The following is a 24879-nucleotide window of genomic DNA, read 5'->3' on the forward strand; positions in this document are numbered from 1 at the left end:
ATTAGGATTCAATATTAAAGAGGTTATTCAGTTTTGGGTTTATCTTAAGAACCTGTTTATTCGTTAGTTCCTTCAGCGGAGACTTCTTCTTTCTTCTTCTCCTGTTGTTGTTCTGCTTGTTGAACTTGTTGCAGGTGAATATTATTTACTTGGTTAATAAATAATTCGACTGCTTGACTTACTCTTTGTTGTTGTTCTGCTTCTCCAGAAACATCATAACAACGGTAAGCTGGTGTAATTCCCAAGACAAATTTTTCTTGTTCTGCTTCTAACAATTCAACAGTTGCGTTAGCTGCAACCCAATTTTTTTGAAATGGGAAAGAGGTGACAATACTAGCGACAATGGAAGCTACGGCCGGACAAATGACTGGTAGCCATTTCAGCCAAGGTTGTCCGCTTTCTAACTTATCCACCAATACTAAAATTGGGGTGACACCAGACAAAATTACAGTAGAAATTTGCAGGATATAGTAAAGATTTCTTGCTAAATTTCTAGTGCTTTTGTAATCATCAATCAAATCTTGGCAATACTCTAAAGCTTTGGCTCTGGCAGGAACTATGGTATTGTTTTCCAAGGAATTACTATTCTGTAATAAAGAGGTGTATAGTTCAGCTTTTTTTGCTAGTTCTGCTTTTTGAGCTTCTTTTCTAGCATTATTAACTGAGTTTCTGTTGAGGAGAAACAAAAAAATTGCAATAGCTAAAGCTCCAACTCCAGCTAGTACATACTGTTGATTACTAGAATCGAAATAAATGATGAAAGCCGCACTGATAAAAACAGCTGCTAATAGATAATCAATCAGCTTTAAGAACAAGAGCATTTTTTCACCTGGCGAAGAAAATGGATGGAATGTATAAGTATTTTCTAACTCAATTAAAAATTGAGTGAAAAGCCTGAAAATAGGTCATTTTGCAAACAATTAATTATCTTACACCAAAGTAGCATTAAATACAAGGTTGTCATACGGCTAGTTAACAAAAATAAAAATATTTTGATGAAAAATTTAAAGTTTTGTAAAATCCATACATTTGATTTATACCTTTGTAAGTATTCAGCAATCTTCCATCGGTTTTCATCAACAAGAGGTTGAAAAAACAAATTAAAATATTCATGAAGTAATTGCACATATTTTTAAACTGTGAGAAAGAAAACCATTAATATCATGGTGATAGTCAGAGCAAAAATTAAAGCATATTCAAATCTACGACTAAAAAATCCGATAATAGTGATTAATCCTACTAATAAAATGGCAATACCAATATATTGTTCTTTTTGCAAATTTTTAGCGATTAATGAATCATCAGATCCGGAAGGAGTTTCTTCAATATTATTAGTTTTTCGTGTTGAGTATTGATATGAATTTATCTCATGCAGAGACGCAGAGACGCAGAAAGTATGAATTGTTAAAATTTGCTGTTTTGTAATTTTCATAAATCCTGTATTCTTGCCAGATATAGATGATAGAGAAAAAATGTAAATATTTAGACTAATTGCCTTATAATGTTTGGGTATTATTAGGTGACAGTAAAACCGCTTATTTATAATAGTGAAGAAGAATTTACCATTGGCGGCAGCAAAATTATACACAGTTGGTAGGGGTATATTAAAAATTGAAAATTGATCTTCTCAAAATATTTCCTCGTTCCCAGTCTCAGACTGGGAATGCTATCAAGAGTCTCTGACTCTTTTGTAACATTTTCGTGATATTGATCAAGGTAGAGCCTTGAGAATTCATTCCCATACAGAGTATGGGAACGAGAAATGAGAAAGAAAAAAATTACTCAATCAATTTTTTATCTATCATTAGTTATATTTCCATCAGCAACATCACTACTAAAAATTGCCTAAAATTTCCCTCCCAGTATGAGATATAAACCATAGTATATATCGCTAGAAGTCAGTCATCAGCAAGAGGAAAAATAGTCAAATTACGTCTAATGTTGTGAATAGATATTCAAAAAAATGGACATAGAATATGCCTCTTTACAAACTAGAAGAATTTGATCCAAACTATAGAGAAACCTTTGGCGGAGATGATATTAAAACCTTGAATCTCTATACCGAAGGAGGAACAGAAGTAGGTGCAGTTGCTGATGCTTTAGTCGATGAAAATGGCAGGTTTAGATATTTAGTAATTGATACAAGTTTAGATACTGTTGGCAAGAAAATATTACTACCCATTGGACTAGCTCGCATCAATTATCCCGCTGGGCGTGTCTATGTCGATGGACTGAGCAAACAGCAAGTAGAACACTTACCAGAGTACCGGGAAAACATCATTGTTGATCAATCATTTGAAGAATTGGTACGCTCTATCTATCGTTCTCACCTTGGTACCATAACTTATGAACTGGAAACTTACAACTACGAACAAGAACCAACTTTATATGGTTTAAATGAGCAATATCATCAAACTCTCAGACTTTATGAAGAACGTCTAATTGCTAACAAACATCGGGTGAAAACAGGAGAAGTAGCAGTTGGTAAACACATTGAAACTGAAACTGCACGGGTGACAGTACCTATTGAAAAAGAACGAGTTGTTATTGATAGAGTTCAAACACCAGAGATAGGTACAATAGTAGACCCCAACGAAATTAAATTTCAAGCAGGGGAAGTAGTACATATAGATGTTTATCAAGAAACTCCAGAAATTCATAAAGAAGCATTTGTTCGTGAAGAAGTGCGAGTCAGAAAAGTAGTAGATCGGGATATTGTGGAAGCAGAAGACACGATTCGCCGGGAAGAATTAGATGTAAATACTTCCGGTGAATTAAATATCAATGAAAATCGTGCATAAATTCATGAATCAGGAATCGGGAGATAGTAGGGGTTTAGATCCCCGACTTCTTCAAGAAGTCCAGGATCTGGGTATTGGGTATTTTTCATTTCCACCAAATATCTGACTTTTGATAATTAGATTTTCTGGCGATTCATTCGTGAGAAAGATGGAAATATCAGCATCAATTAATATTCTTGAAGGTAAGAAATTCAGAAACACTATTAACCGTTGAGGAAAAATATAATGGTTCTTTACAAATTAGAAGATTTTGACCCTCAGTACCGCACTACTTTTGAAGACAAAGACATTAAGGGATTAGGAGTATATACAGAAAGAAATGATGAAAAAATCGGTACAGTCCATGATGCGTTAGTTGATGAAAATGGACATTTTCGCTATTTAGTAGTTGACTTAGGCTTCTGGATTTTTGGTAAAAAAGTTTTACTACCTATTGGTCGTACTCGCATCGACTATAATAATGATCGCGTTTATGCTCTTGGTTTAACAAAAGAACAGGCAGAAGATTTACCTGAATTTAACGAACGTTTAGCAGGAGATTACGACTATGAAGAACGGGTGCGTGGTGTATATCGTAAACCCGACTATCGTACCACACCGTTAGAAACATCAGGTTCAGTAGAATCACCAACGCCCGTAGATTCCAGAGAAGTAGCAACAACCTCCACAACCAGAACTACACCAACTTACACCCGTGATACTTACCGCTACGAAAATGAACCGGAGTTATTTGGATTAAATGAGCAAGATCATCAAACTCTAAAACTGTATCAAGAACGGCTTATTGCTAATAAACATCGCCGCAAAGTGGGGGATGTAACTGTTGGTAAGCACGTAGAAACTGAAACTGCACGAGTATCAGTACCCGTTGAAAGAGAACACGTTGTTATTGAGCGTGTCACCCCTGAAAATGCTGGTAGAACAGTTTCTTCCCGTGAAGCTGACTTCCATGAAGGTGAAGTTGCTCGCATGGAAATCCACGAAGAAATCCCGGAAGTTAGAAAAGAGGCTTTTGTGCGGGAAGAAGTGAGAGTGAAAAAAGTCGTTGAGCAAGATACTGTGGAAACTCAAGACACAGTTCGTCGGGAAGAGTTAGATGTGAATGCTCCTAATCTCCCGATTGAAGAACGATAATTAGTAAGTATTCAGGAGTCAGGATTTAGGATTCAGGATTCAGGAGTTAGAATAATTGTAAAATCAGGAATCAAGAGATTCAAGATTTTATCAAATACATCAAGATAATCAAAGTCTTAATTTATTCTGGATCTGGATTTTGAATTTTGAATCCTTCTATCTTAACTATTGAAATAATATTGATTGTATTTAATGAACCACGTTATGCAAAGCATTTCCCGAAGGGTAGACACGAAGGACACAAAGGAAGAAAAGATTATCCCTCTCTTGGAAGAAAGGTTGTTTGTTGATCATAATAAACAAAAGGTAGGAGAGGTGATTGTTCGTAAGGAAATCGAAACTGAGATGATCCAAGTTCCTGTGAGACGGGAAAAATTAATTGTTGAACAAGTTAGTCCACAACACCAACAATTAGCAGAAATTGATTTAAGTCACGGGGAGATTCCTGGTCTTGAGTTAATAAATAAGGAAATATCAAAAGATTCTAGTTTGGATAGAGGTTTAACGGTGAGTGGAGAGTTTATTTCCCCAAAAATTGCTAGTTTGCTTTTAAATGCGATCGCTCAAGAAAAAGATCATGGTTGTCAACAAGTCAAAATCACAATTTCTGTAGAAAATCAATCCCAACAGCAAAAGTATCAAGAATGGTTTAACCGTTGTTCTCATTCTTCTCATATTTAATTTTATGGTGGGTATTACCCACCTTTTTAATTAATTAATTAACTAATTAACTAATTAATTAATAATTAAAAATATCAATCAATTATCAATTATCAATTATCAATTAATTGGTGTATATCTTTGACGATTATAGATTGCAAAAGCTAAAACTACAAACGTGAATATTCCTGCTAAATATAAAGGATAGCCATAAGTTAACGGCTGAGATTGCTGTACAATCATTCCCGCAATTACAGGACCAATACCATTAGAAATACTTAAATAAGAAGCATTCAATCCTAATGCAGTTCCCTGATCTTCTGGTTTAGCATTGAGAGAAATTAATGTGCTAATCATCGGTTGCACCAGAGAATTGAAGATTGAAAATAATATACCAACTACGACAAAATAATTAATATTAGCCCAAATTGGCATCAAGAAAAATGACAAACTGCGGAAAAACAAACCTAAAAATAATATTTTGACGACATCAAATTTTTCTTTTAGTATAGAAATTCCCCAAGTTTGCATAATCACGCCTAGCGTACCAAAAGTTAAAAATAAAAGAGTCAATGATTGACTATTTTGATTTAGCACTTTAATAAAGTAAGGTTGAAAAGCATAAGTAAACATTGTAAAAGTTGTACCAATCAGAAAGTTAATTAATAGTAAAATGCCCACTCCTGGCATTACTAAACCTTTAATTAAATTTCCTAAACCTAAATCAAAAATGTTTTTAGGTTTTTGAGATTGTTTTTGCAGAGTTTCTGGTAAAAATAAAGCTGTTATTAATAAAGCGATAAACGCCACTGCACCAGAAGCTAAAAACGCAGTCCCTAAAGAAATCTGCTGTGCCAACAAACTGATAGCAGGTCCTAAAACAAACCCTAATCCCATCGCCGCCCCATAAATACCAAAAGCTTGGGCGCGATTTTTTGGACTGGTAATATCAGAAATCACAGCTTGAGCAACAGAAACATTACCACCTGTAATACCATCTAAAAATCTGGCAAAAAATAGCAACCAGGCTACTGTCGCATTGCCAGCTATAAAGTTAGCAATTACAGTACCTGCTAAACTGATAATTAATAAAGGCTTACGTCCAAATCTATCAGATAATTTACCAATTACTGGAGTTGCGAAAAACTGAGATATTGAGTAAATAGAAAATAATAAACTGGTGTGAAAATCACTCAGTTCAAATTGTTTACCATAGAGGTAAATAATAGGAATTAAAATTGTCAAACTGAGGGAATTAACAAAGACAATTAAAGCAGTGATCCAAAAATGACGATTCATAAATAAGTAAGAATTCAGGAGTCAGGAGTCGTAGGGGCGAAGCATTCGGAAAATAACCTGGAACAAAAATTGATAATTGTTCGCCCGAATGCTTCGCCCTTACAGGAGTCAGGAGTCAGGGGTCAGGAGTCAGGAGGCAGAAGGCAGTAGGCAGAAGGTAGGAGATAGATATTTTTGCCCAGTCACCAGTCCCCAGTCCCCAGTCACCTTAAAACCGCCCATCCTCAAGAGACAGGCGGTTATTTAATGTTGCTTATTAAACAGAAAAACGTATCAGGTTGTCATTACAATGAAGAACCGATTCCAGCGTAGGCTCCATAAAAGAAAATACCTACAACAGTAATTACACCCAACCCTGCGATTGTAGCCACAACCCACAGGGGAATTCTCCCACTTCCAGACATGGTTTTCTCCTCCCTTAACAACAAATCAACAGAAAGTTAATAATGATGACGATTCCAGTTAGTTAAAGAAGTAACTGGAGAACAAAATACCGAGAACGAAAATTAATAACAGTCCCAGGTACAAAGAAGTACGGTTTAGTTCAACCGGTTGTTGATTAGGATTAGGCGTTCTTTCCATGATTTGCTCCTAACGTTGAATAAACTGCATTGCTGCGATCGCACCTAAAAAGAAGACAGTAGGTACGCCTAAAGTGTGAACCGCCAGCCATCTGACAGTAAAAATAGGATAAGTAACAGGTTGATTGACGTTATTGCCGGTAGCCATGATCTCAAATTACTTTTGGATAAATGTTTCTACTTGTTTCTTAGCTTCGTAACGGTTGCTAACGATGGGTACTTCTTGACGTACTTGAGTGAAATACTCGTTAGGACGGGGTGTACCAAAAACATCGTAAGCCAGACCGGTGCTGACAAATAACCAACCAGCAATAAATAAAGCTGGGATGGTGATGCTGTGAATTACCCAGTAACGAATACTGGTAACAATGTCCGAAAATGGACGCTCTCCAGTGGTACCTGACATTTAACTACCTTCGCAAAAACTACTATTGAGTCTATTATCCTACAAAGTTTAGAAACAGTTACAAGTTGCAACTTTCTTCTCAGAAAAGGTTATCACCTAAGCGGCCTCAGCTTGATTGGCTGTTTCTGCATTGGTGGGGTTATATTTGAGCAAAACGCCGTGATCACCGATGATAAAACCTTGATCGGGGCTAAAAAATACAATTTTGTACAGATTAGCAGCGACTTCTTCCACATCACGGTCTTTTTCCCAAGTTTGGCCACCGTCGGTACTGCGTAGCAAGTTACCGCTACCACCACCAATCCAAATTTCATCAGGTGTGCGATAGGCTAAATCTAATAAACCCCAGCTAGTTGATAACTCTGGATATTCTACATCTAACCATTCATCTGATTTAGCTGGATCACTAAATTGCACTTGACCACCTCTTGCTAATAACCACAACTGGCCGTTATCAGCAAAACCCATATTTTCTAAACGACGGGAACTATTACGGTTATGGGGTTCCCAAGCTGCCATTCCTGGTTCCCAAACAGAGTAAAAACTACCTTTCGCAGAAACAGCAATATATTTACCATCGGGCGATCGCTCTAAGTTCCGCACCACACCCACAGCAGTTTCTACCTGTGCTTTCCAGTTTAGACCACCATCGGTAGTTTTATAAATCGCGCCCACATCAGTGGCCATTTCGGCTGTACCTTTACCCAGTGCAGTCACCAAAATGGGACTACCGGGTAATTTTTGACTCAAAGGTAAGCTAGACCAAGATTTCCCACCATCACTGGTATGCAGCAACAAAGAAGGTTCACCCACGATCCAACCTTCTTGACCGGCAAAACTTACTGAGTCAAAACGGGATCTTGGCTCATCTACAGCCAGTTCTAAACGTTGCCAAGTTCTACCACCATCTTTAGTTTCCAACAGAGTGGCATTACTGCCTACTAAATAACCATGATTGGGGTCATCAGTAAAAGCAATATCAAACAGTTTTTCCTCGGTTGGTACACTGATAACTTCCCAAGGATTAAAAGTTGTAGAGGGAACTTTGCTACAACCTATACAAGCTAAGACTACTATTAACGCGGCAAATATACCTTGCCACCTTTTGAAAATTGATTGCATCAGTATTTTTTAGTGTTTGTGTGAATCAAGGGAACAGGAGTCAGGAGTTAGGAGTCAGGAGTTAGGAGTCAGGAGGTAGGAGGCAGGAGTTTTTTATTTTGGATTTTGGATTGTTTTTGTTAACTCCAATCTAAAATCTGGGGTCTAAAATCTAAAATTTTCTTCCCCATTCACCAGTCACCAGTCACCAATCACCAATCACCAGTCCCCAATCACCAGTCCCCAAAAGGGATATTATTGTAGTCCGTAAAGACTGATAAAAAACAAGAAGCCAAGGGCTAAAGCACCAAATATTAAGATATTCTTTTGCGCTGGTGTCAGTTTATTTACACCCAAGCCATAACCTAAGTTTTCTTTGAAACCAGATGCCGTACCCGCAGGACCGATATTAGCAAAAGCTACCTTCTTGGCAGTGCAAACTGGACACTTCCAATTGATTGGCAGTTCTGCAAACGCTGTTCCCGCTGGGATATCATATTTATCGTCTCCCTTCTGTGGTTCATATACATAACCGCAGGCGCGACACTCATAGCGGTCTAACGCCTGAGTCTCAAGAGCTTCTTCAGCTTGTTCACTCATGGCTAGATTCTCCTAGAGGGGAAATCTTAAAGATACGTTACAAATTATGACATAATTGTTAAACTTTTCTATCAATCCTCAAACTGAATCAAATACTCCACTCTGTCTGTTTCCCAGATTTCAAAATACCTGGAAAGATATAATGTAAAAAGAAGTTACAGCTTGATTTCCACCATAATCAGTAATCAGTAGATATTTATTGTGTTTGTCCTTAGCGGTTACGAATATCTTCTAGGCTTCTTGATCCTTTGCAGCCTAGTTCCAGCCCTGGCGCTATCAGCGTCCAAACTTCTGAGACCTAGTAGCTACAGCCCTGAACGGCGCACCACCTATGAATCCGGTATGGAACCCTTTGGCGGAGCCTGGATTCAGTTCAACATTCGCTACTATATGTTTGCCTTAGTCTTTGTTGTCTTTGACGTGGAGACTGTTTTCCTATACCCTTGGGCGGTAGCCTTCCACCGTTTAGGACTATTGGCATTTATTGAAGCATTGATTTTTATTGCGATTCTCGTAATCGCGTTAGTTTACGCATGGCGTAAAGGAGCATTGGAATGGTCGTAAATTCTAATCTAACCACCCAGGACAAAGAACGAATTATTAACCCCATTGAGCGTCCTACGGTAACTCAAGAACTGTCAGAAAACGTGATTTTAACGACAGTTGATGACCTTTACAACTGGGCGCGGCTTTCTAGTTTGTGGCCTTTGTTGTTTGGTACAGCTTGCTGCTTTATTGAATTTGCGGCTTTAATTGGCTCTCGTTTTGACTTTGACCGTTTTGGTCTAATTCCCCGTTCTAGCCCCCGTCAAGCCGATTTAATCATCACTGCTGGAACAATTACCATGAAGATGGCTCCTCAATTGGTGCGTCTTTATGAACAAATGCCCGAACCCAAGTATGTAATCGCTATGGGTGCTTGTACCATTACAGGGGGTATGTTCAGCGTTGACTCTCCCAGTGCAGTACGCGGAGTTGATAAGCTGATTCCTGTAGATGTGTACTTACCTGGTTGTCCTCCCCGTCCAGAAGCGATTATTGATGCAATTATTAAATTGCGGAAGAAAATTGCTAATGATTCGATGCAAGAACGGGGTCAAATCAAACAAACCCACCGCTATTACAGTACCACCCACAATATGAAGCCAGTTCCCGAAATTTTAACTGGTAAGTATTTACAATCAGAAACTCGCTACAACCCACCCAAGGAATTAACAGAAGCGATTGGTATGCCTGTACCACCTGCGTTGTTGACATCTAAACAGAAGGAGAAAGAAAAGCGTGGCTGATGCAGAATCTCAAGAATCTAAAATAGTTCCTGCGGGTCAGGTTTCCCAGTGGTTAACAGAAAATGGTTTTGACCACGAATCTTTGGCAGCTGATGTCAATGGTGTAGAAATTATTAAGGTTGCACCTGAGTTTTTACTTCCTACCGCTACAGCTTTGTATGCTTATGGGTTTAATTGTCTCCAATTTCAAGGCGGTATTGATTTAGGACCAGGACAAGATTTAGTTAGTGTTTATCACTTGATCAAGGTGAGTGATAATGCTGATAAGCCAGCAGAGGTAAGAATTAAGGTGTTTTTGCCTAGAGAAAATCCCGTTGTTCCTTCAGTGTATTGGATTTGGCGCACTGCTGACTGGCAAGAGCGCGAGTCCTACGATATGTTTGGGATTATCTATGAAGGTCATCCTAATTTGAAGCGGATTTTGATGCCGGAAGATTGGGTAGGTTGGCCTTTACGTAAGGATTACATCTCGCCTGATTTCTATGAGTTGCAAGACGCTTATTAGGTAGTGCTAATCTGTGGTTTACCCCTTTCCAATGGTGGAGAGGGGTATTGTTTTTTTTGGGGTTAGCAAAAATCATGAGGTGCTATCAACTGGAGTTTAAGTTAATCAGAGACTTAGCGAAACTATGAATAATCTTAGGTAGGGGTTGCTGAATAAAGACAAAAGCTAGATATATTGAAGGTTTGAGGCTAATAAACAAGAGGTTGTCTTAAAATTTTTCGGCGAATATAATTCACTACTACACAAGCAAAGTCCACCTGCGTGGACTAACGAAAAATTAAGGATTTGAAACCTGCGTAGGCAGGTTTTGTCTGTGTAGATGTGATTTCTAATCGCCCAAGTTAGACTTTTCAAACATCCTCTTAAAGGGTACTTTATCAAGGTGCTTGGGAGTATGACGTTACAAGTGGTGATAGGGTATTTTATGTTCCTGATGAGGAACAATTAAAGGTTGTTGTCTATTATGCGGGGAAACATCCTAAACAAGCTCCTGTACCATAATTTATTGTTCATAAAAAAGCAGGAAATCCATTAATTTATCTTCTATCATCTGCGTTTATCTGTGGTCATCTGCGTTCAATTATTCTTGATATATCAAACATCCTGCAAATCCTGTAATACTGGATATCCTGATTCTGACAAATAATCTCTGATTATTAACACAGATAAACTTAAAAAAATAAAAATTGCAATAAAAATAAAAATAAAATTTTGTAAATCCTCTCATCTTGTCAATACCCATTGATAAATTTGAGAATTGTAAAGAATTTGGACTTTTTGAGAAAATTGCCATTTAATGTAAAACAGATGCCATCATAGCTCAATCAGAGCCAATTGGCGGGCAATTTACCTACCAGATACAACCCAGCCGGTAAATATCCTCTGCCGGGGCATCTGGTAGCATGAGAAATTGCCAATTTAATTAAATCAACCTAACAATAAAGGGAAATTTGGTAAAAAGCTGTTAATTAATAACTAGGACTTTTTGCCAAAGATGATTTTAATCCTAGACAAATTGTGATGAATATAACTAATTTCCCGTGGTTGACGACGATTATTCTTTTACCAATAGCCGCGTCACTGCTCATTCCTATCATCCCCGATAAGGAAGGTAAAACCATCCGTTGGTATGCCTTAATTGTCGGTTTGATTGATTTTGCCCTCATCATTGCCGCTTTCTACTTGGGTTATGATTTCTCTAACCCTGACTTACAATTGGTAGAAAGTTATTCTTGGCTACCACAAATAGATTTGAAGTGGTCCGTGGGGGCTGATGGTTTATCCATGCCTCTGATTATTTTGACGGGTTTTATTACCACTTTAGCGGCTTTGGCAGCATGGCCTGTTACCTTCAAACCCAGGCTATTTTACTTTTTACTTTTAGCCATGTACGGTGGCCAAATTGCCGTGTTTGCAGTCCAGGATATGCTTTTATTCTTCCTGGTGTGGGAATTGGAGTTAATTCCGGTTTACCTACTGCTGGCTATTTGGGGTGGTAAAAAACGCCATTATGCAGCGACGAAGTTTATTCTCTACACCGCCGGCGGTTCGCTGTTTATTCTTCTCGGTTCTTTGACGATGGCGTTTTATGGTGATAATGTCACCTTTGATATGCAGTCACTCGCCCTCAAAGACTACGCCCTCAATTTACAACTTTTACTATACGCTGGTTTCTTAATTGCTTACGCTGTTAAGTTACCTATCATCCCTCTGCACACTTGGCTACCAGATGCCCACGGGGAAGCTACCGCACCTGTGCATATGTTATTAGCAGGTATTCTGCTGAAAATGGGCGGTTATGCCTTAATTCGCATGAATGCCCAAATGTTGCCTGATGCCCATGCTTATTTTGCCCCGGTGTTGGTAATTTTGGGGGTAGTCAATATTATCTATGCGGCTTTAACGTCTTTTGCCCAACGTAACCTGAAGCGGAAAATTGCCTACTCTTCAATATCTCACATGGGCTTTGTTACCATTGGGATAGCCTCTTTTACCGATTTAGGTTTAAGTGGTGCAGTTTTACAAATGGTTTCTCACGGGTTAATAGGTGCAAGTTTATTTTTCTTGGTTGGTGCAACTTATGACCGGACACACACCCTGATGTTAGATGAAATGGGTGGTGTTGGTAAGCGGATGAAGAAGATTTTTGCGATGTTTACTACTTGTTCAATGGCTTCTTTAGCGTTGCCGGGAATGAGTGGTTTTGTAGCAGAATTAATGGTGTTTGTGGGTTTTGCCACTAGCGATGCTTATAACCCTACATTTAAAGTCATCGTTATTTTCTTGATGGCAATTGGTGTGATTTTAACCCCAATTTATTTGCTGTCAATGTTGCGAGAAATTTTCTACGGACAAGAAAACGAAGAGTTAGTTTCTCACCAAGCTTTAATTGATGCTGAACCTCGTGAAGTGTTTATCATTGCTTGTTTGTTAGTTCCTATTATTGGGATTGGTTTTTATCCCAAACTGCTAACTCAAATGTACGATTCTACTACTGTACAATTGACGGCAAGATTACGGGATTCTGTTCCAACTTTAGCTGCTAAGAAAGCGGTGGAACAGGTTTCTTTAAGTGCGCCTGTGATTGGTGAATAGTTCTGAGTTACAATTTATCATTAGGGTGGGTTTAAGACCTGCCCTTTTTTATGTCAATTCTACTATTGAAAATTATTGAAAATACTTAATTTTTTTATCTCACGCAAAGGTGCAAAGACGCAAAGAAGGAAAGGTTAGGGTTTATATAGAAGGACGAACTACTCTAATTAGTTTTCCTGCTAGATTTCCTGCTTGAGAAATAGCTTCATGAAGGCGTTGTGACATTCTGTTTCTATCACTATCATTTGTACAAACAATAATACCTGAATGATTTGGTTGTAAGCGGTGTAGTCGAATAAAATCATAGCGATTTAGTGTTAAAATCGCCCTTTCTTCTTGAATAGCAAAATTTAAAACTTCTTCATCAGGAATACTTTGATTAGCTTTCCCTGCTTCTTGCACTGTTAATACATCATGACCAAAATTGCGTAATAATTCGCTGACTACGCGGGGAAATTGTTCATCTGCATAAAGACGTACCACAATTTACGCTGCCTCATTTTTTTGAATTGCTGTTTCAATTTCTTCAGAATGTGCATTTGCATAAGCCCAAGCATTGACTAAATCAACAGCAGTTAAATGAGGATAATCATCTAAAAGTTGTGCTTCACTAATACCTAAACGTCGAGATTCTACTAATAACCAAATAGGAATACGCGTGTTAGCAATACACGCTTCACCACCGCAAACTCCAGGGGTTTTGGTAATGGGATATGTAGTTTGATTTAAGGTTTTAGTTAATATTTGTATGGCTTGTGCTTTTTCGGTTGGGGTTAGTGCTAGGAGTTGGGTTTCTAAGTCTTGGTTTGTCATATTTTTTAAGTAATTAATTTATTGCTGTGAAATCATTAGCCTATCCGTTTTAATTCTTCTCGTAATACTCGCCTTAATGTATCTTCTAAAGGTTCACGACGCTGTTGGATATATTCTTTTAAAGCATCGTTAATTAATGTTTGGTAGTTGCCACCACCTGCTTGATGAACTTGATCTCGAAACCATGCGAGTATTTCATCATCTAAACGAATAGTAATTCTGGTTTTTCCGGGTGCTGTTGGTTCTATTGCTCCCCTTTTTCCTTGGCTAAAATCATATTCTGATTCCATAATTTATCTTTACGCTGCTATGCTATCTAATTCTATTGTATGCACATTATTACATATTGTCAGAAGAGAGATATTTTAAGTTATGGAAAAATTTTAGCGATTCGCTCTTTTTTTGTTTCACGCAAAATCATATTAACTTAATTTAATAAAGTGTCAAAACTCCTAAATCTGAATTTTCTGCAAAGGCTTGGATATCCTCTAAATGTAATTGCAAAATTTCCTCTATTTGATTTGTTGAACAATTACCACGTCTCACCCAAATTACTTTAGGTGGATATCCACGCAGTATACTTAATTCATTAAAATCTGCATCTCTGGTAACAATTATAAATTTATTTTGTTTTGCAAATTCCCACAGAATTCTATCATCCGCTTGATCTAAACCTAAGAGAAAAACGTGCTGAGAGTTGGGGTAAATAGCAGCGAGTTTATCTACTAACCGGGGTGATAGATTATGATCAAATAATAACTTCATGCTTGCACCATCAACATTTGTCTTTCTCTATCTGCTGCATAGCTAAGACAAGCTAAAATATCTTCTTGTGTTAAATAAGGAAAATCATGCAGTATTTCCTCATAAGTCATGCCAGATGCAAGGTATGATAGAACGTCATATACTGTAATTCTCATCCCCCGAATACAAGGTTTACCTCCTCGTTTTCCTGGTTCAATGGTAATTATATTTTGATACTGCATATTGTTTAAAGGGGTAGGTTTTGTTTTCTATTTTAGCGTTAGAGGCGATCGCTCTTTTTTATCTCACGCAAAGACGCAAAGGCGCAAAGAAGGAAAATAAGGGTTTTTACGGGAATTATAACTGAGATAATAGCTTGTCATAATCTGCATGAGTACCAATCCAAAACCAGATGATACCGCTTTAGTTTCGTACACCTACAGCACGATAATTTTTACTCACACGAGCAGAATAAATAGGTAAGTTGGGATGCACTGACTTGAAACGTAGGCTAGGATGCCAAGGATCTTCTCTAAATTGTTTATAAGCTGTACGTGCTGGTTGTCTAACCTGTGGTGGAAGATCAGCGTATAAGTTACGAAATTGAATTGTTGTTTTCGACTTCACAGGTTTTCTGGATCTAATTCTAAAGTTTTACCTGCTTGATCTTCTGCTAATGCTACTGCTGCAAGTTGAGCAAGTACATCATGAGATTTTGCAAATGCTTGATCCCATCGGCTTTCGTCTTCTATTTCTTCAAGGATGAGTAAGGCAATTCTATCTTGTTCGGTTTCAGGAAGTTGTTTTATTTGTGCAATGGCTTTTTCTAGTAGTTGAGTCATAGCTAGTAAGCTGGTGTCAATAAGTGTTGTTAATTATTGTACCTTGGTTAAAGGTTGTCGGTGCGATAGCGAAGCGCTGCTGCAAGCAGATCGCTCTTTTTTTATCTCATGCAAAGACGTAAAGAAGGAAAGGAAGAGTTGGCGAAAATGATACATAACATAAATTAATTAGTAGTTTCTACTTGCCATTCTTCCGTAGAAATTTCCGCCGTTTCGATAGCTTTAATACAAAAAGTATTAATATCTCTAGCTGATAAGTTCACATTGACAAACACCCCATTATCTAATTTTCTTGTATCTCGAAAATCTTTTTCATCTTTACTAATAAAACGCGGAAATTGCTCAATAATATATTCAAATTTATCAGCTTCTAAATCAGCTATCACATTTAACGTTGTTTCTAAAACATCACGCCAACTTTTAACAGGATATTCTTTACCAAAAATTTTTAGTTGTTTGGGAGTTGTGCCAGTTAATTTACTTTTGGATGGAATGATAAGATTTTCATTACCAAAGTAAGGCCAAATTTGTAAAACTATCTCAGCTAAATCTAAACTTCTTTTTTCTATATCCTCTCTTTTCCAATTTTCTTTATTTTCAAAGTATTTATTGATTTCTAAATGACTATTAATCAATATTTCTTTTTTATCGGCAAATTCCAAATTATATAATTCACCATTGTAAGCGGTAATAGTTAGATTACCCAAAGAATGAAGTAGTAAATCATGAGTTATTCCCCAATCTTCTCCTAAATGTTCTTGCCACCATTTATTTATAGTTTGTGGCATAATATGTTCAATCTCCAGACCATCTAAAATGACCTGTTCTTTATGATTAAAAGATTCTTCAATAGATTCTAAAATTAATCTACCTTTTTTAGAGCGCCCAGCACCGTATAATTTAACATCCAATAAACTTTTCTGAAATTCTGTATCTTTGGGATAATCACGATTTTGTAAATCTAGTTTTAATCTTTCCACAAAATTAGCATGAGCTAAATTACTTTCTTTGCTCACTTGAGAATATAGCACGGAAAAGATTCTATTTAATCCCCTTGTTTGCACATTACAAACAAATCGGCGAATAATGAAATTTTCTAAAATCTGCAAAACATCAATAAATTCTAATTCTGAAAGTTTATTTTCATCATAATCATGATAACAATTAAGTAAAAAAGGATAAACAGTAGCTACTTCTAAACGGTTTATTTTTTCTAGCAACCGACGAATTTTTAAATTATTTTCCTTGACTGGATCTAAAAGTTTTGCATAATATTCTGAAAATTTATATAAATTTTTTAAATAAGACAGAGCATCACTCGTACTCATTCTATCTTTAATCTCAAAATAAACTTCATCTTTCTTAATTTCTACACCATCTTTTGTTAAATAATGCCTGATAAACTCTGTTAAATTATCATTTAGAGTTTCTTGCATTGGTAGCCAATATTTATTATAGGCATTGTCTTGATTTTCCGTATTAATTCTCAAGAAGAAATAATTACGAATTAAATCAGCTTGTGTTAAAGGTTCACCTTTGGCATTGAGACTTTCAAAGACTAAATAAGGATTATCTTCTGTACTTAAAACAACACTAACGACAGATAAATAACTACAAATTACTTTTTTGAGATCAGAAAAATCTAAATTACTTTGTCTAATCTTCTTATCAAAAAATACATAACATTCCGTAATACCAGAATGATTTACATGATCTTGTCCATTAATTAAACTATGAAAAGATTTTCTATCTACCTGTGTGGGTTGAAGTTTATAATAATCTAAGCCTTTTTTATATGGATTAACAATAATAGTATTATGAATTTCTGCGGATAACTCATCATTAATATTTTTAGCTTTATCTCGCAAAGCACACAATAAGATAAAAATAGTAGTTAAACGTTGTTGTCCATCAATTAATGAATATTTACTTACGCCTTCAGGTATAGTAGAAGTTGGCATAGTGACGATAGAACCCATAAAATGAGGACGACGATTATCACTACGATATAGTTCTAAAATATCATTCCATAAAGCTTCCCACTGAAATTTTTTCCAGCTATAAGCTCTCTGAAACAACGGGACAACATACTGTTTATTACCTTCAATGATCTCTTGTAGCTTGGTTTCTGATGCTTGCATGGTTAATGTAACCTAACTTACTCAACATTTATCCTCTTAGTATAAAATAATCCTCTATAAATAGCACAAGATAGCGTAACAAAATTAAACATTTCTGCCAGGGAATAAATTAAATTCCCTGTCTAAAAACAAAAGTCGGTTAAAACCGACTATGTTTGTTTTTCATTATCACTCTATTTCATCAGGATTCACACCTAAAGCCCTTAACTTTTCAGCTAAAAGTTGCGTTTTTCTCCTTTCTGCGGCTAATGCTGTTTCTGCTTGTTCCAAAAGTTGAGAAATTTCCAGATATGAAGAAAACTTATTACCATCGGGACGATAAATTTGTAATTCTTCCCCTGATAAATCAAACTTAATTCCTAACTTGGGACTAACCCAATTTTCCATTTCTGAAATGACATCTAAACCATCTTCCGTTCTTAACCATCCTCTCAACTGATTATTTTGAGGATTATAAATATAATATTCTTCTACTCCATATCTTTCATAAAATATCAATTTCCTCTCCATTTCGGTTTGAGAATTGCTAGGAGAAAGAATTTCAAAAACTACCTGGGGCGCAATATTATTTTCTTGCCATTGTAAATAAGAACCGCGTTTACCTTTTGGTCGTCCAAATACAACCATAACATCAGGTGCATTGACTATATAATTTTTCCCTTCAATGGGATACCAAAATAAATCACCAGCCACAAAAACATCAGGGTTATCTGCAAATAACCAGTCTAAATTTTGTTGAATAACTAATATCCAACGAAACTGTTCTGTATTATTAGCCATTGGTTGTCCATCACTGTCTGGGTAGATTACCTCTGATGTATTTAAGGGTAGAGGTTGAGTAACCATAACTTTAAATTAGTTAGTTGTTTACTTTACCAATATCTTAGCACTAAATAATAGATACCGTAATTTTTAATAAGAGCCAGGGAATAAATTCCCTGTCTAAAAGCAAAAGTCGGTTAAAACCGACTCATAAAAAACTTTGTTCTTCCTCTTTGCGTCTTTGCGTCTTTGCGTGAGAAAACTACTAAAAATTCTCATCATCAATAAAAAAATCCATCAAACTTACTTAACCTCAGACACAGAAAAAGCCTTATTTGCTTCAGCATAAATCTTTAAAGCAACCGCCATTTGTTGTTTAGCATTATCTCCCTGTGCTTGAAACCAAGCCAAAGTTTCAGGATCAACTTCAATCATAATTTTTACAGGTGATTGAGGCATTCGCAACTGTGCTTTCTCAAAAAACTCATCCGACAAAGGAGGAATATCAGAAGTATCAATTTCCTCATCACTCATCGCATCAATTCTAGCCCAATCTGTTTTTGATGTATTGTTCATAGCGTTTTCGTTCATGAGAAATTGCCTTTCTTAATGAAATAATCCTAACTATATTCACATCAGGTTCAGTGTAGACAACAACTATAACCCTACCATCAAGTAGTCCAATACCAATATATCTTTCTTCACCATAATCTTGTCGTTCATCAATATAGACAAGCATCGGTAAATTAAAAATTCGGTAAGCATCAGCAAAATCAAAACCATGCTTTGTGATATTACTTTGGTTTTTACGCTCATCCCATTCAAACTTCATAAACTCAATCTACCACACCAATTGCTAACTCTCTCTTCCTCTTTGCGCCTTTGCGTCTTTGCGTGAGAAAAACCCTAAAAATCCTCATCATCAATAAAAAATTCCGCCTCCTCATCAACCCCAGACTTCAACTCACCCAAACCCCAAAGAGACTGCAAAACCACCCCACCAACCAAACCCACCGCTACCCAAAAAGCCAACATCAAACCAAAAGGAATTTGTATTGATTGAAAAACCAAAAACTTTAAAGATACAAGTGTGGCATTCTGCACAGAAATTAGTGCGATCGCCAACACCCAACCAGCTATAACTATAGAAATAAATAAATTCACAAACATTTTCATAATTTTATATATAAAAAAGGAGTCAGGAGTTATTAATTTTGGATTTTGGATTTTGGATTTTGGATTGTTTTTGTCAAATCCAATCTAAAATCTAAAATCTAAAATCTAAAATTTTCTTCCCCAGTCCCCAGTCCCCAGTCCCCAGTCACCTATCCTAACTTAGCAATTTCAGCTTCCATTGTTGCTGCAATTTGACTAAGTTTATCCGGTGAGTTGGTTTCCATGTACACTCTCACCAAAGGTTCTGTACCAGAAGGACGCAATAACACCCAACTACCTTCTTCTAAATACAGTTTAATCCCATCCTTTCTTCCCACTTCCTTCACTTTAATTCCTGCTACTTCGGAAGGAGGATTTTTGATATAGGCATCAATCACAGCGTTTTTGTGAGCTTCCGTCAGGTGTAAATCCAAACGGTTGTTATATAAAGGACCATCAGCTTCAGCAATAGCTTCCTGAACCAACATACTTAAAGGTTTACCTTCATAGGCGATCGCCTCAGCCACCAGCATATCAGCCAAAACCCCATCCTTCTCAGGAATATGACCAATAACACTCAAACCACCGGACTCTTCACCACCGATTAAAACAGTGGTTTCCCGCATTTTCTCACCAATGTATTTAAAACCTACCGCAGTTTCATAAATTTGCAAGCCATATTTAGCCGCAAAATTATCCAGCAAATGAGTAGTCGCCACAGTTCTCACTATCGCACCACTCTTACCTTTGTTTTTGATTAAATGTCTTGCTAAAACCAACAGCACTGTATTGGGAGTGAGAACATTTCCTAGTTCATCAACGATCCCAAAGCGATCGCTATCTCCATCCGTTGCTAAACCCAAGTCAGCTTTATCAGCTTTTACAGCTTCCACCAACTCCACCAACTGTTCACCCTTAGGTTCTGGCATACCACCGCCAAAAAGTACATCTCTCCAAGTGTGGAAACTTTCCAACTGAGTACCGCAATGTTGCAGCACCTCATCTAAATAGCCACGAGATGTAGAATAGAGAGCATCGTACTTAACTTTTAAATTTGCACCCTTAATTTTTTCCACATCCAGCAATGTGTAGATAAAATGCAAATAATCGGGCTTCGGATCAAAAGTAGAAATCGTACCAGATGGGTTACTTCCTGGTAACTCATCCGATGCCGTTTCTATATTGGCCACAATAGTATCAGTAATTTCTGGAGTGGCAGGACCAGCATAGTCTGGGATATATTTAATCCCACAATAAGGTGCAGGATTATGACTAGCAGTAAACATCAAAGCCCCTGCGGAATTAAGGTGTTTCGCATTGTAGGCAATCACAGGAGTCGGACAATCCCGATCCGTAATTTTCACATTCCACCCTAAATCTGCCAAAACCGCAGCAGATGTCCGTGCAAACTCATCAGCCAAAAATCTTGTATCGTAGGCAATTAAAACTGGTCTGTCTTTACTATAGGCAGTTTCCAGATAACTAGCGATCGCCCTAGTTACTTTCCGCACATTAGGAAACGTAAAATCATCGGCAATAATGCCACGCCAGCCATCAGTACCGAATTTTATTTTACCAGAATTGTTAGGGTTACTCATTTTGCTACTCTCTCCCGTGCATCATCACTACTATGAGGAAGCATCCCGCAAAGCTTGTGGAACAACCACCATCCTGCAAGTATCCCCAAGGTAATTTCTCTCACTGTACCTGAGCAATGTCAATCCCTGCTAGACCCTTTGTAAGTTACCACCTTTGGTCCCTAGTTTCCCCCAAAAGAGGCCAAGAACATTGGCATTGTCAAATGAGAAGGGGATTCATTAAAGCACGACAACATGAACCAGAGGTAAAAGCTTTATTATCCCAAGCTACACCACCACAGCGGATTGGTATGCTTGCCCAAAAGGGTATCTATGAATTTCATCATCATCTCCATTGGTTAACTCAATCGGATGGTGTGGAAAAAGTAGCCCAGTTGTTAAAATTAAGTAATTTTACTTTTCAAGTCAAGCAACGGGTACTGCACATTTTACAAAAATATCAAAAATCGCCTTTGCTGTTAAATAAACGCATTCTGCAATTAACTCCTGGTGATGAAGGTTTTCCTAAACCAATTTTCATTGAAAAAGCTAATTATTGTTTTCGGTTATACGCAGCTATGGACTGTGTTTTTATTGAGTCTGATAGCACTTTGCATATTTTAGATTTTAAAACTGGTAAGTCAGATTTTGATCAAAGACAAGCTTTAGTTTATTTATTAGCTGCACGTTATCTTTATCCTGGGAAAACTGCCGTAGCATCATTTTATAATTTGGAAATTGGTAAAAAATCTGATTTAATTACTATTAATAATCATGAGTTAGCATCTTTGGAATTTGAGTTGGCTAATGTAGCAAATAAACACCAATTTGATTTACAAAACTATGCAGCTACAAGCAATAACTTTAGTAAAATCTTTCCACCTAACCCCGGTTATCACTGTCGTTTTTGTCCGTTTAATTCAATCTGTGAATTTTCTCAATTTAACCCGGAAAAATCACATTCAACGCCAATAATTCGTAATTCGTAATTTTGTAATTTAAAACATCCTGCCTTTTTACTGTCACCGTGGCGTAGCACCTGGCACCCTCTAACAAAATCTCTTAAAAAACGATAAATCAATATTACCAAAGTGAATACTCATAGCAATATTTAATTGTTCTAAAGTTGCTACTAACCAATCAATAGCATCTGTAGTTGCATTTTCATAATGATTAAATAAAATTCTAAATCTCTTCTCTAGATAGGGTTTTACTTTCCTGCAAATTAACACCACTTTTAGCAACAACCCAATAGTTTCTAGAGAACCTTGATTACTAATTAAATCTAAAAAAGTTGCGTGTTGTGGTGATGCTTGGCTATTAACAACCAAAAAATCATTTATCTTTTGATCATCAGCATCCGGTAATATATTTTGTAAATGATTTGACAAACGTTGATTAAATTGACGTTGACCATATTTACTATCAATGGAAGATATTAGATACTCATGTAAATCTTTCTTAAAATTATGGAAATTATTGCCCCTGTGATTCATATATTGTAAGAACTGCTGCGCTCTCTCTTGATAAGTATAGTTACTATCTGTTTTACCAATAAATTGTTTTACCGTACTGTAGAGATCCCTATCACTCAATAATGTAGGATTATCAACAGGGCGTAATATCCTATTAGCTTCCACTGGGGAAACTTTTATTACCGTTGACAAATTACTTGATCCGTTATTTTCATACTTCAATAGGTGCGTTTAAGCTTCTCCGGTCTAAAGACGCGGAGATTTCTGAAGAGTCCATAAACGAACTTTCTTAGGCTGACTTAAACAGCCTCTACTGATTCCGCTAAGATCAATAACCTTAAACTTTTGATTAACTTAGGCAGATCAGCCCTATCCAGGGGCGTTAGGAGCTAATTCTGCTCCTACCTGATACCCCATTACTAAATACAATTTGTCAATTTTGAAGTCCCAAATTAAATAGGTGGTAATTCTTTAAGAATTGTAAACCGAATATGGTTAATCGCCAAATTGCCAATGGATATTTCTTCTTTGGTTAGCCTTTCACCATTACTGGTAAGAGTTTCAAAGGAAACACCTTTGCCAATTTCAATATGATACCAGCATAAACCCATAAAGAAGCGTGTAGGATAGGGACCATAATCACCTATATCATCGGGATTAGATTCCATTGGTAGCCAACCAAAATTAGGAATGTAAAACTCTAGCCAAACATGATTAAAGTCAGGTTGTAGGGGAACTCCCTGTTGTTCACCGTAGGGAGGGCATTTATACCTGCCGACAGTCCGACAAGGAATACCATTTAAACGACACAAAGCCAGCAATACGCCTACATATTCCCCACAAGAACCAACGCCTCGTTCTAAAACTATGTCTGGTGTATCTATGTGGGGTTTAATACCATAGGATAACTCATCATAGACATAGTTGCGGATATTATACATTTTTCGTAACATATTGGTTTCCGAACCAACAGCATCACGAGCAGCACGGCGGACAATCGTTGTATCCATTGCTAAATCATCATCATCCACCAAATAGCGACTTTGCAATTCTGGTGTTAGTTCAGGGAGGTCTTCTACATCTTTGGGTGTAATGCGATACTTAATACCGCGAACTTCTAAAAGTGCCTTCCAGCCAAATAGATGACGTTCACCGGGAACGAGAGTATCAAAGTTAAATACAGCTACCCGTTGTCCTTCAATAATTTCTTCTGTGAAGGGTAAACCAATAGCTTCAACTTGTTTCACTTTTTGGCGTTCTGTTTCTGAGGGGAGAGCAATACGCCATTCCACATTGGGTAAATAAACTTCTTCTAAGGGTGAAATTTCCTCTATGTATGACATTTCCACTAAATAACCATTAGATAAGGCGTAGCGTTTATCTGGGTTGTAGTGATAGTAGAGAGGATGAATAAAAGTGATATCCCGATAAGTTAGCTCATGATTGGGATCAGCATTGGGATTATCACGAATATAAGGCTCTTCTGTAGAGTAAGCAACGTAGAGCAGATCCTTACCTGTTGTTTGATCCTGACTGTGGATAGCAATACCTGTAGGAGAAGCAAAAGAAGTCAGGACACTAAAACGAACTTCTCCAGTTGCCCGATCCATAGAGTAAACTGTTTGCTCAGTGCGATCGCAAACCCAGAGAGTTTCTGCGCTGACTGCCAAATTTTCTCTCCCCACCCCTGGGGCATAAAATCTAGTAATCTCTTTGCGTGTATCTTGGTCAAAAATCAGAATATAACCTAGTCTTTGGCAGCTAACATAGACAGTAGATTCCCAAACCGCAACACCATCAGCCGCATAAGGTAAAGTAACAAAATGCTCCAAACCCCAAGAACCCAACTTACACAAATAAACGCTATTACCACGGCTGACCCACAGCGTATCTTCCCACACAGCTAAACCAGTAACATCTGTAAATTCCTTAACTTGGTGGGGATTAAGAATTTTACTGTTATCAGAGATGGGGTCAATCTCTAGTAGATGTCCCTTGATAGAGTCAATAGCAATGAGTTTATCTTTAATGAAAGCAATACCGTACAGGGTAGCAGCAGTAAACGGTCGAATAGTTTTTTGCCCAAACATCTGGCTAACATTCAAACTAGGGAGTGTCAAACTTATATTATTAGTCATTAGTCATTAGTCATTAGTTATTAGTCAGGAGTCAGGAGTCAGGAGTCAGGAGTCAGGAGTCAGGAGTCAGGAGTCAGGAGTCAGGAGTTATTTATTTTGGATTTTGGATTTTGGATTATTTTGGTTAACTCCAATCTAAAATCTAAAATCTAAAATCTAAAATCTAAAATTTTCTTCCCCAGTCCCCAGTCCCCGATCCCTAATACATGATTGATGGAAATCCTGCCATCACTAAATTATGATCGAATTTTGTAACCATTT

The 24879-nt window shown here is 37.1% G+C and carries 33 protein-coding genes; 9 read left to right on the forward strand and 24 right to left on the reverse strand.

Going from position 1 to position 24879, the window contains the following annotated elements:
- Window positions 1-56 precede the first annotated feature (56 nt).
- A complete protein-coding gene (locus PN497_RS21920; protein WP_096570956.1) occupies window positions 57-821 on the reverse strand; it encodes a DUF4231 domain-containing protein in 765 nt (254 codons plus the stop codon).
- A gap of 311 nt (window positions 822-1132) precedes the next feature.
- Complete coding sequence (locus PN497_RS21925) at window positions 1133-1432, reverse strand: hypothetical protein (protein ID WP_236104115.1); 300 nt, start codon at window positions 1430-1432, stop codon at window positions 1133-1135.
- 544 nt (window positions 1433-1976) lie between these two features.
- Between PN497_RS21925 and PN497_RS21930 the strand changes: the two genes are divergently transcribed.
- The 3 genes from PN497_RS21930 (at window position 1977) to PN497_RS21940 (ending at window position 4616) form a co-directional block, all read left to right on the forward strand.
- Window positions 1977-2801, forward strand: coding sequence for a DUF2382 domain-containing protein (locus tag PN497_RS21930; RefSeq protein WP_096570957.1), 825 nt, complete (start codon window positions 1977-1979; stop codon window positions 2799-2801).
- A 225-nt stretch (window positions 2802-3026) separates the two neighbouring features.
- On the forward strand, window positions 3027-3935 hold the full coding sequence (locus PN497_RS21935) for a DUF2382 domain-containing protein (RefSeq protein ID WP_096570959.1): 909 nt from the start codon (window positions 3027-3029) through the stop codon (window positions 3933-3935).
- A 204-nt stretch (window positions 3936-4139) separates the two neighbouring features.
- Complete coding sequence (locus tag PN497_RS21940) at window positions 4140-4616, forward strand: YsnF/AvaK domain-containing protein (protein WP_228051976.1); 477 nt, start codon at window positions 4140-4142, stop codon at window positions 4614-4616.
- Window positions 4617-4715: 99 nt separating this feature from the next.
- Here PN497_RS21940 and PN497_RS21945 read toward each other — a convergent pair whose 3' ends face one another.
- The gene (locus PN497_RS21945; protein ID WP_096570963.1) at window positions 4716-5894 is read right to left on the reverse strand and encodes an MFS transporter; all 1179 of its coding nucleotides are present in this window, start codon (window positions 5892-5894) and stop codon (window positions 4716-4718) included.
- 88 nt (window positions 5895-5982) lie between these two features.
- On the opposite strand from PN497_RS21945, the gene PN497_RS21950 reads away from it, so the two are divergent.
- A complete protein-coding gene (locus PN497_RS21950; protein ID WP_193944103.1) occupies window positions 5983-6141 on the forward strand; it encodes a hypothetical protein in 159 nt (52 codons plus the stop codon).
- Between the two features lie 37 nt (window positions 6142-6178).
- Here the strand turns inward: PN497_RS21950 and PN497_RS21955 are convergent, their stop codons facing one another.
- The 6 genes from PN497_RS21955 to PN497_RS21980 all read right to left on the reverse strand — a co-directional run bounded on the left by PN497_RS21955 (window position 6179) and on the right by PN497_RS21980 (window position 8582).
- Window positions 6179-6298 carry a photosystem II reaction center protein J gene (locus PN497_RS21955; protein ID WP_013190555.1) on the reverse strand — a complete coding sequence of 40 codons (120 nt, stop codon included), beginning with the start codon at window positions 6296-6298 and terminating at the stop codon, window positions 6179-6181.
- Between the two features lie 58 nt (window positions 6299-6356).
- A complete protein-coding gene (locus tag PN497_RS21960) occupies window positions 6357-6476 on the reverse strand; it encodes a photosystem II reaction center protein L (protein ID WP_197704893.1) in 120 nt (39 codons plus the stop codon).
- Window positions 6477-6485: 9 nt separating this feature from the next.
- Window positions 6486-6623 (reverse strand): cytochrome b559 subunit beta, encoded by a 138-nt coding sequence (psbF, locus tag PN497_RS21965; RefSeq protein ID WP_096570965.1) that lies wholly within the window; start codon window positions 6621-6623, stop codon window positions 6486-6488.
- A gap of 9 nt (window positions 6624-6632) precedes the next feature.
- On the reverse strand, window positions 6633-6881 hold the full coding sequence (psbE, locus tag PN497_RS21970; RefSeq protein WP_096570967.1) for a cytochrome b559 subunit alpha: 249 nt from the start codon (window positions 6879-6881) through the stop codon (window positions 6633-6635).
- 96 nt (window positions 6882-6977) lie between these two features.
- A complete protein-coding gene (locus PN497_RS21975; RefSeq protein WP_096570969.1) occupies window positions 6978-8003 on the reverse strand; it encodes a photosynthesis system II assembly factor Ycf48 in 1026 nt (341 codons plus the stop codon).
- Window positions 8004-8237: 234 nt separating this feature from the next.
- Window positions 8238-8582, reverse strand: coding sequence for a rubredoxin (locus tag PN497_RS21980; protein ID WP_096570971.1), 345 nt, complete (start codon window positions 8580-8582; stop codon window positions 8238-8240).
- A gap of 201 nt (window positions 8583-8783) precedes the next feature.
- On the opposite strand from PN497_RS21980, the gene ndhC reads away from it, so the two are divergent.
- The 4 genes from ndhC to ndhD1 all read left to right on the forward strand — a co-directional run bounded on the left by ndhC (window position 8784) and on the right by ndhD1 (window position 12971).
- Window positions 8784-9146 carry a photosynthetic/respiratory NAD(P)H-quinone oxidoreductase subunit C gene (ndhC, locus tag PN497_RS21985; RefSeq protein WP_096570973.1) on the forward strand — a complete coding sequence of 121 codons (363 nt, stop codon included), beginning with the start codon at window positions 8784-8786 and terminating at the stop codon, window positions 9144-9146.
- Window positions 9137-9871: a photosynthetic/respiratory NAD(P)H-quinone oxidoreductase subunit K gene (ndhK, locus tag PN497_RS21990; RefSeq protein WP_096570975.1), complete on the forward strand. Its 735-nt coding sequence runs from the start codon at window positions 9137-9139 to the stop codon at window positions 9869-9871. Before ndhC ends, ndhK begins: the two co-directional genes overlap by 10 nt.
- Complete coding sequence (locus PN497_RS21995) at window positions 9864-10376, forward strand: NAD(P)H-quinone oxidoreductase subunit J (protein ID WP_096570977.1); 513 nt, start codon at window positions 9864-9866, stop codon at window positions 10374-10376. Before ndhK ends, PN497_RS21995 begins: the two co-directional genes overlap by 8 nt.
- A gap of 1020 nt (window positions 10377-11396) precedes the next feature.
- Window positions 11397-12971, forward strand: coding sequence for a photosynthetic/respiratory NAD(P)H-quinone oxidoreductase subunit D1 (gene ndhD1, locus PN497_RS22000; protein WP_096570979.1), 1575 nt, complete (start codon window positions 11397-11399; stop codon window positions 12969-12971).
- Window positions 12972-13112: 141 nt separating this feature from the next.
- Here the strand turns inward: ndhD1 and PN497_RS22005 are convergent, their stop codons facing one another.
- The 13 genes from PN497_RS22005 to PN497_RS22065 form a co-directional block, all read right to left on the reverse strand.
- Entirely contained in the window at window positions 13113-13454 is a 342-nt protein-coding gene (locus PN497_RS22005) for a DUF5615 family PIN-like protein (protein ID WP_096570981.1), read from the reverse strand.
- Window positions 13455-13457: 3 nt separating this feature from the next.
- Complete coding sequence (locus PN497_RS22010; RefSeq protein WP_096570983.1) at window positions 13458-13784, reverse strand: DUF433 domain-containing protein; 327 nt, start codon at window positions 13782-13784, stop codon at window positions 13458-13460.
- A gap of 35 nt (window positions 13785-13819) precedes the next feature.
- Window positions 13820-14074: a BrnA antitoxin family protein gene (locus PN497_RS22015; RefSeq protein ID WP_096570985.1), complete on the reverse strand. Its 255-nt coding sequence runs from the start codon at window positions 14072-14074 to the stop codon at window positions 13820-13822.
- A gap of 142 nt (window positions 14075-14216) precedes the next feature.
- A complete protein-coding gene (locus PN497_RS22020; RefSeq protein WP_096570987.1) occupies window positions 14217-14549 on the reverse strand; it encodes a DUF5615 family PIN-like protein in 333 nt (110 codons plus the stop codon).
- Window positions 14546-14770 carry a DUF433 domain-containing protein gene (locus tag PN497_RS22025; protein ID WP_096570989.1) on the reverse strand — a complete coding sequence of 75 codons (225 nt, stop codon included), beginning with the start codon at window positions 14768-14770 and terminating at the stop codon, window positions 14546-14548. Before PN497_RS22025 ends, PN497_RS22020 begins: the two co-directional genes overlap by 4 nt.
- Window positions 14771-14951: 181 nt before the next feature.
- On the reverse strand, window positions 14952-15155 hold the full coding sequence (locus tag PN497_RS22030; protein ID WP_272110864.1) for a ParE family toxin-like protein: 204 nt from the start codon (window positions 15153-15155) through the stop codon (window positions 14952-14954).
- Window positions 15152-15370, reverse strand: a complete 219-nt coding sequence (locus PN497_RS22035; protein WP_096570991.1) for a hypothetical protein — start codon at window positions 15368-15370, stop codon at window positions 15152-15154. The genes PN497_RS22030 and PN497_RS22035 overlap by 4 nt, the downstream gene beginning before the upstream one ends.
- A 164-nt stretch (window positions 15371-15534) precedes the next feature.
- Window positions 15535-17511: a DUF262 domain-containing protein gene (locus PN497_RS22040; protein ID WP_096570993.1), complete on the reverse strand. Its 1977-nt coding sequence runs from the start codon at window positions 17509-17511 to the stop codon at window positions 15535-15537.
- Window positions 17512-17679: 168 nt separating this feature from the next.
- Window positions 17680-18357 (reverse strand): Uma2 family endonuclease, encoded by a 678-nt coding sequence (locus PN497_RS22045; protein WP_096570995.1) that lies wholly within the window; start codon window positions 18355-18357, stop codon window positions 17680-17682.
- 219 nt (window positions 18358-18576) lie between these two features.
- A complete protein-coding gene (locus tag PN497_RS22050; protein WP_199291020.1) occupies window positions 18577-18849 on the reverse strand; it encodes a BrnA antitoxin family protein in 273 nt (90 codons plus the stop codon).
- Complete coding sequence (locus PN497_RS22055) at window positions 18818-19105, reverse strand: BrnT family toxin (RefSeq protein ID WP_096570999.1); 288 nt, start codon at window positions 19103-19105, stop codon at window positions 18818-18820. Before PN497_RS22055 ends, PN497_RS22050 begins: the two co-directional genes overlap by 32 nt.
- Window positions 19106-19179: 74 nt before the next feature.
- Window positions 19180-19449 (reverse strand): DUF1049 domain-containing protein, encoded by a 270-nt coding sequence (locus PN497_RS22060; protein WP_096571001.1) that lies wholly within the window; start codon window positions 19447-19449, stop codon window positions 19180-19182.
- Between the two features lie 149 nt (window positions 19450-19598).
- Window positions 19599-21026 carry a phosphoglucomutase/phosphomannomutase family protein gene (locus PN497_RS22065; RefSeq protein WP_096571003.1) on the reverse strand — a complete coding sequence of 476 codons (1428 nt, stop codon included), beginning with the start codon at window positions 21024-21026 and terminating at the stop codon, window positions 19599-19601.
- Between the two features lie 116 nt (window positions 21027-21142).
- On the opposite strand from PN497_RS22065, the gene PN497_RS22070 reads away from it, so the two are divergent.
- On the forward strand, window positions 21143-21994 hold the full coding sequence (locus PN497_RS22070; RefSeq protein WP_096571005.1) for a PD-(D/E)XK nuclease family protein: 852 nt from the start codon (window positions 21143-21145) through the stop codon (window positions 21992-21994).
- A 60-nt stretch (window positions 21995-22054) separates the two neighbouring features.
- Here PN497_RS22070 and PN497_RS22075 read toward each other — a convergent pair whose 3' ends face one another.
- Window positions 22055-22672, reverse strand: a complete 618-nt coding sequence (locus PN497_RS22075; protein WP_334310686.1) for a hypothetical protein — start codon at window positions 22670-22672, stop codon at window positions 22055-22057.
- A gap of 260 nt (window positions 22673-22932) precedes the next feature.
- Window positions 22933-24618 (reverse strand): transglutaminase-like domain-containing protein, encoded by a 1686-nt coding sequence (locus tag PN497_RS22080; RefSeq protein ID WP_199291021.1) that lies wholly within the window; start codon window positions 24616-24618, stop codon window positions 22933-22935.
- Window positions 24619-24879 lie beyond the last annotated feature (261 nt).

It is taken from the genome of Sphaerospermopsis kisseleviana CS-549 (assembly GCF_028329225.1).
Lineage (GTDB): Bacteria > Cyanobacteriota > Cyanobacteriia > Cyanobacteriales > Nostocaceae > Sphaerospermopsis > Sphaerospermopsis kisseleviana.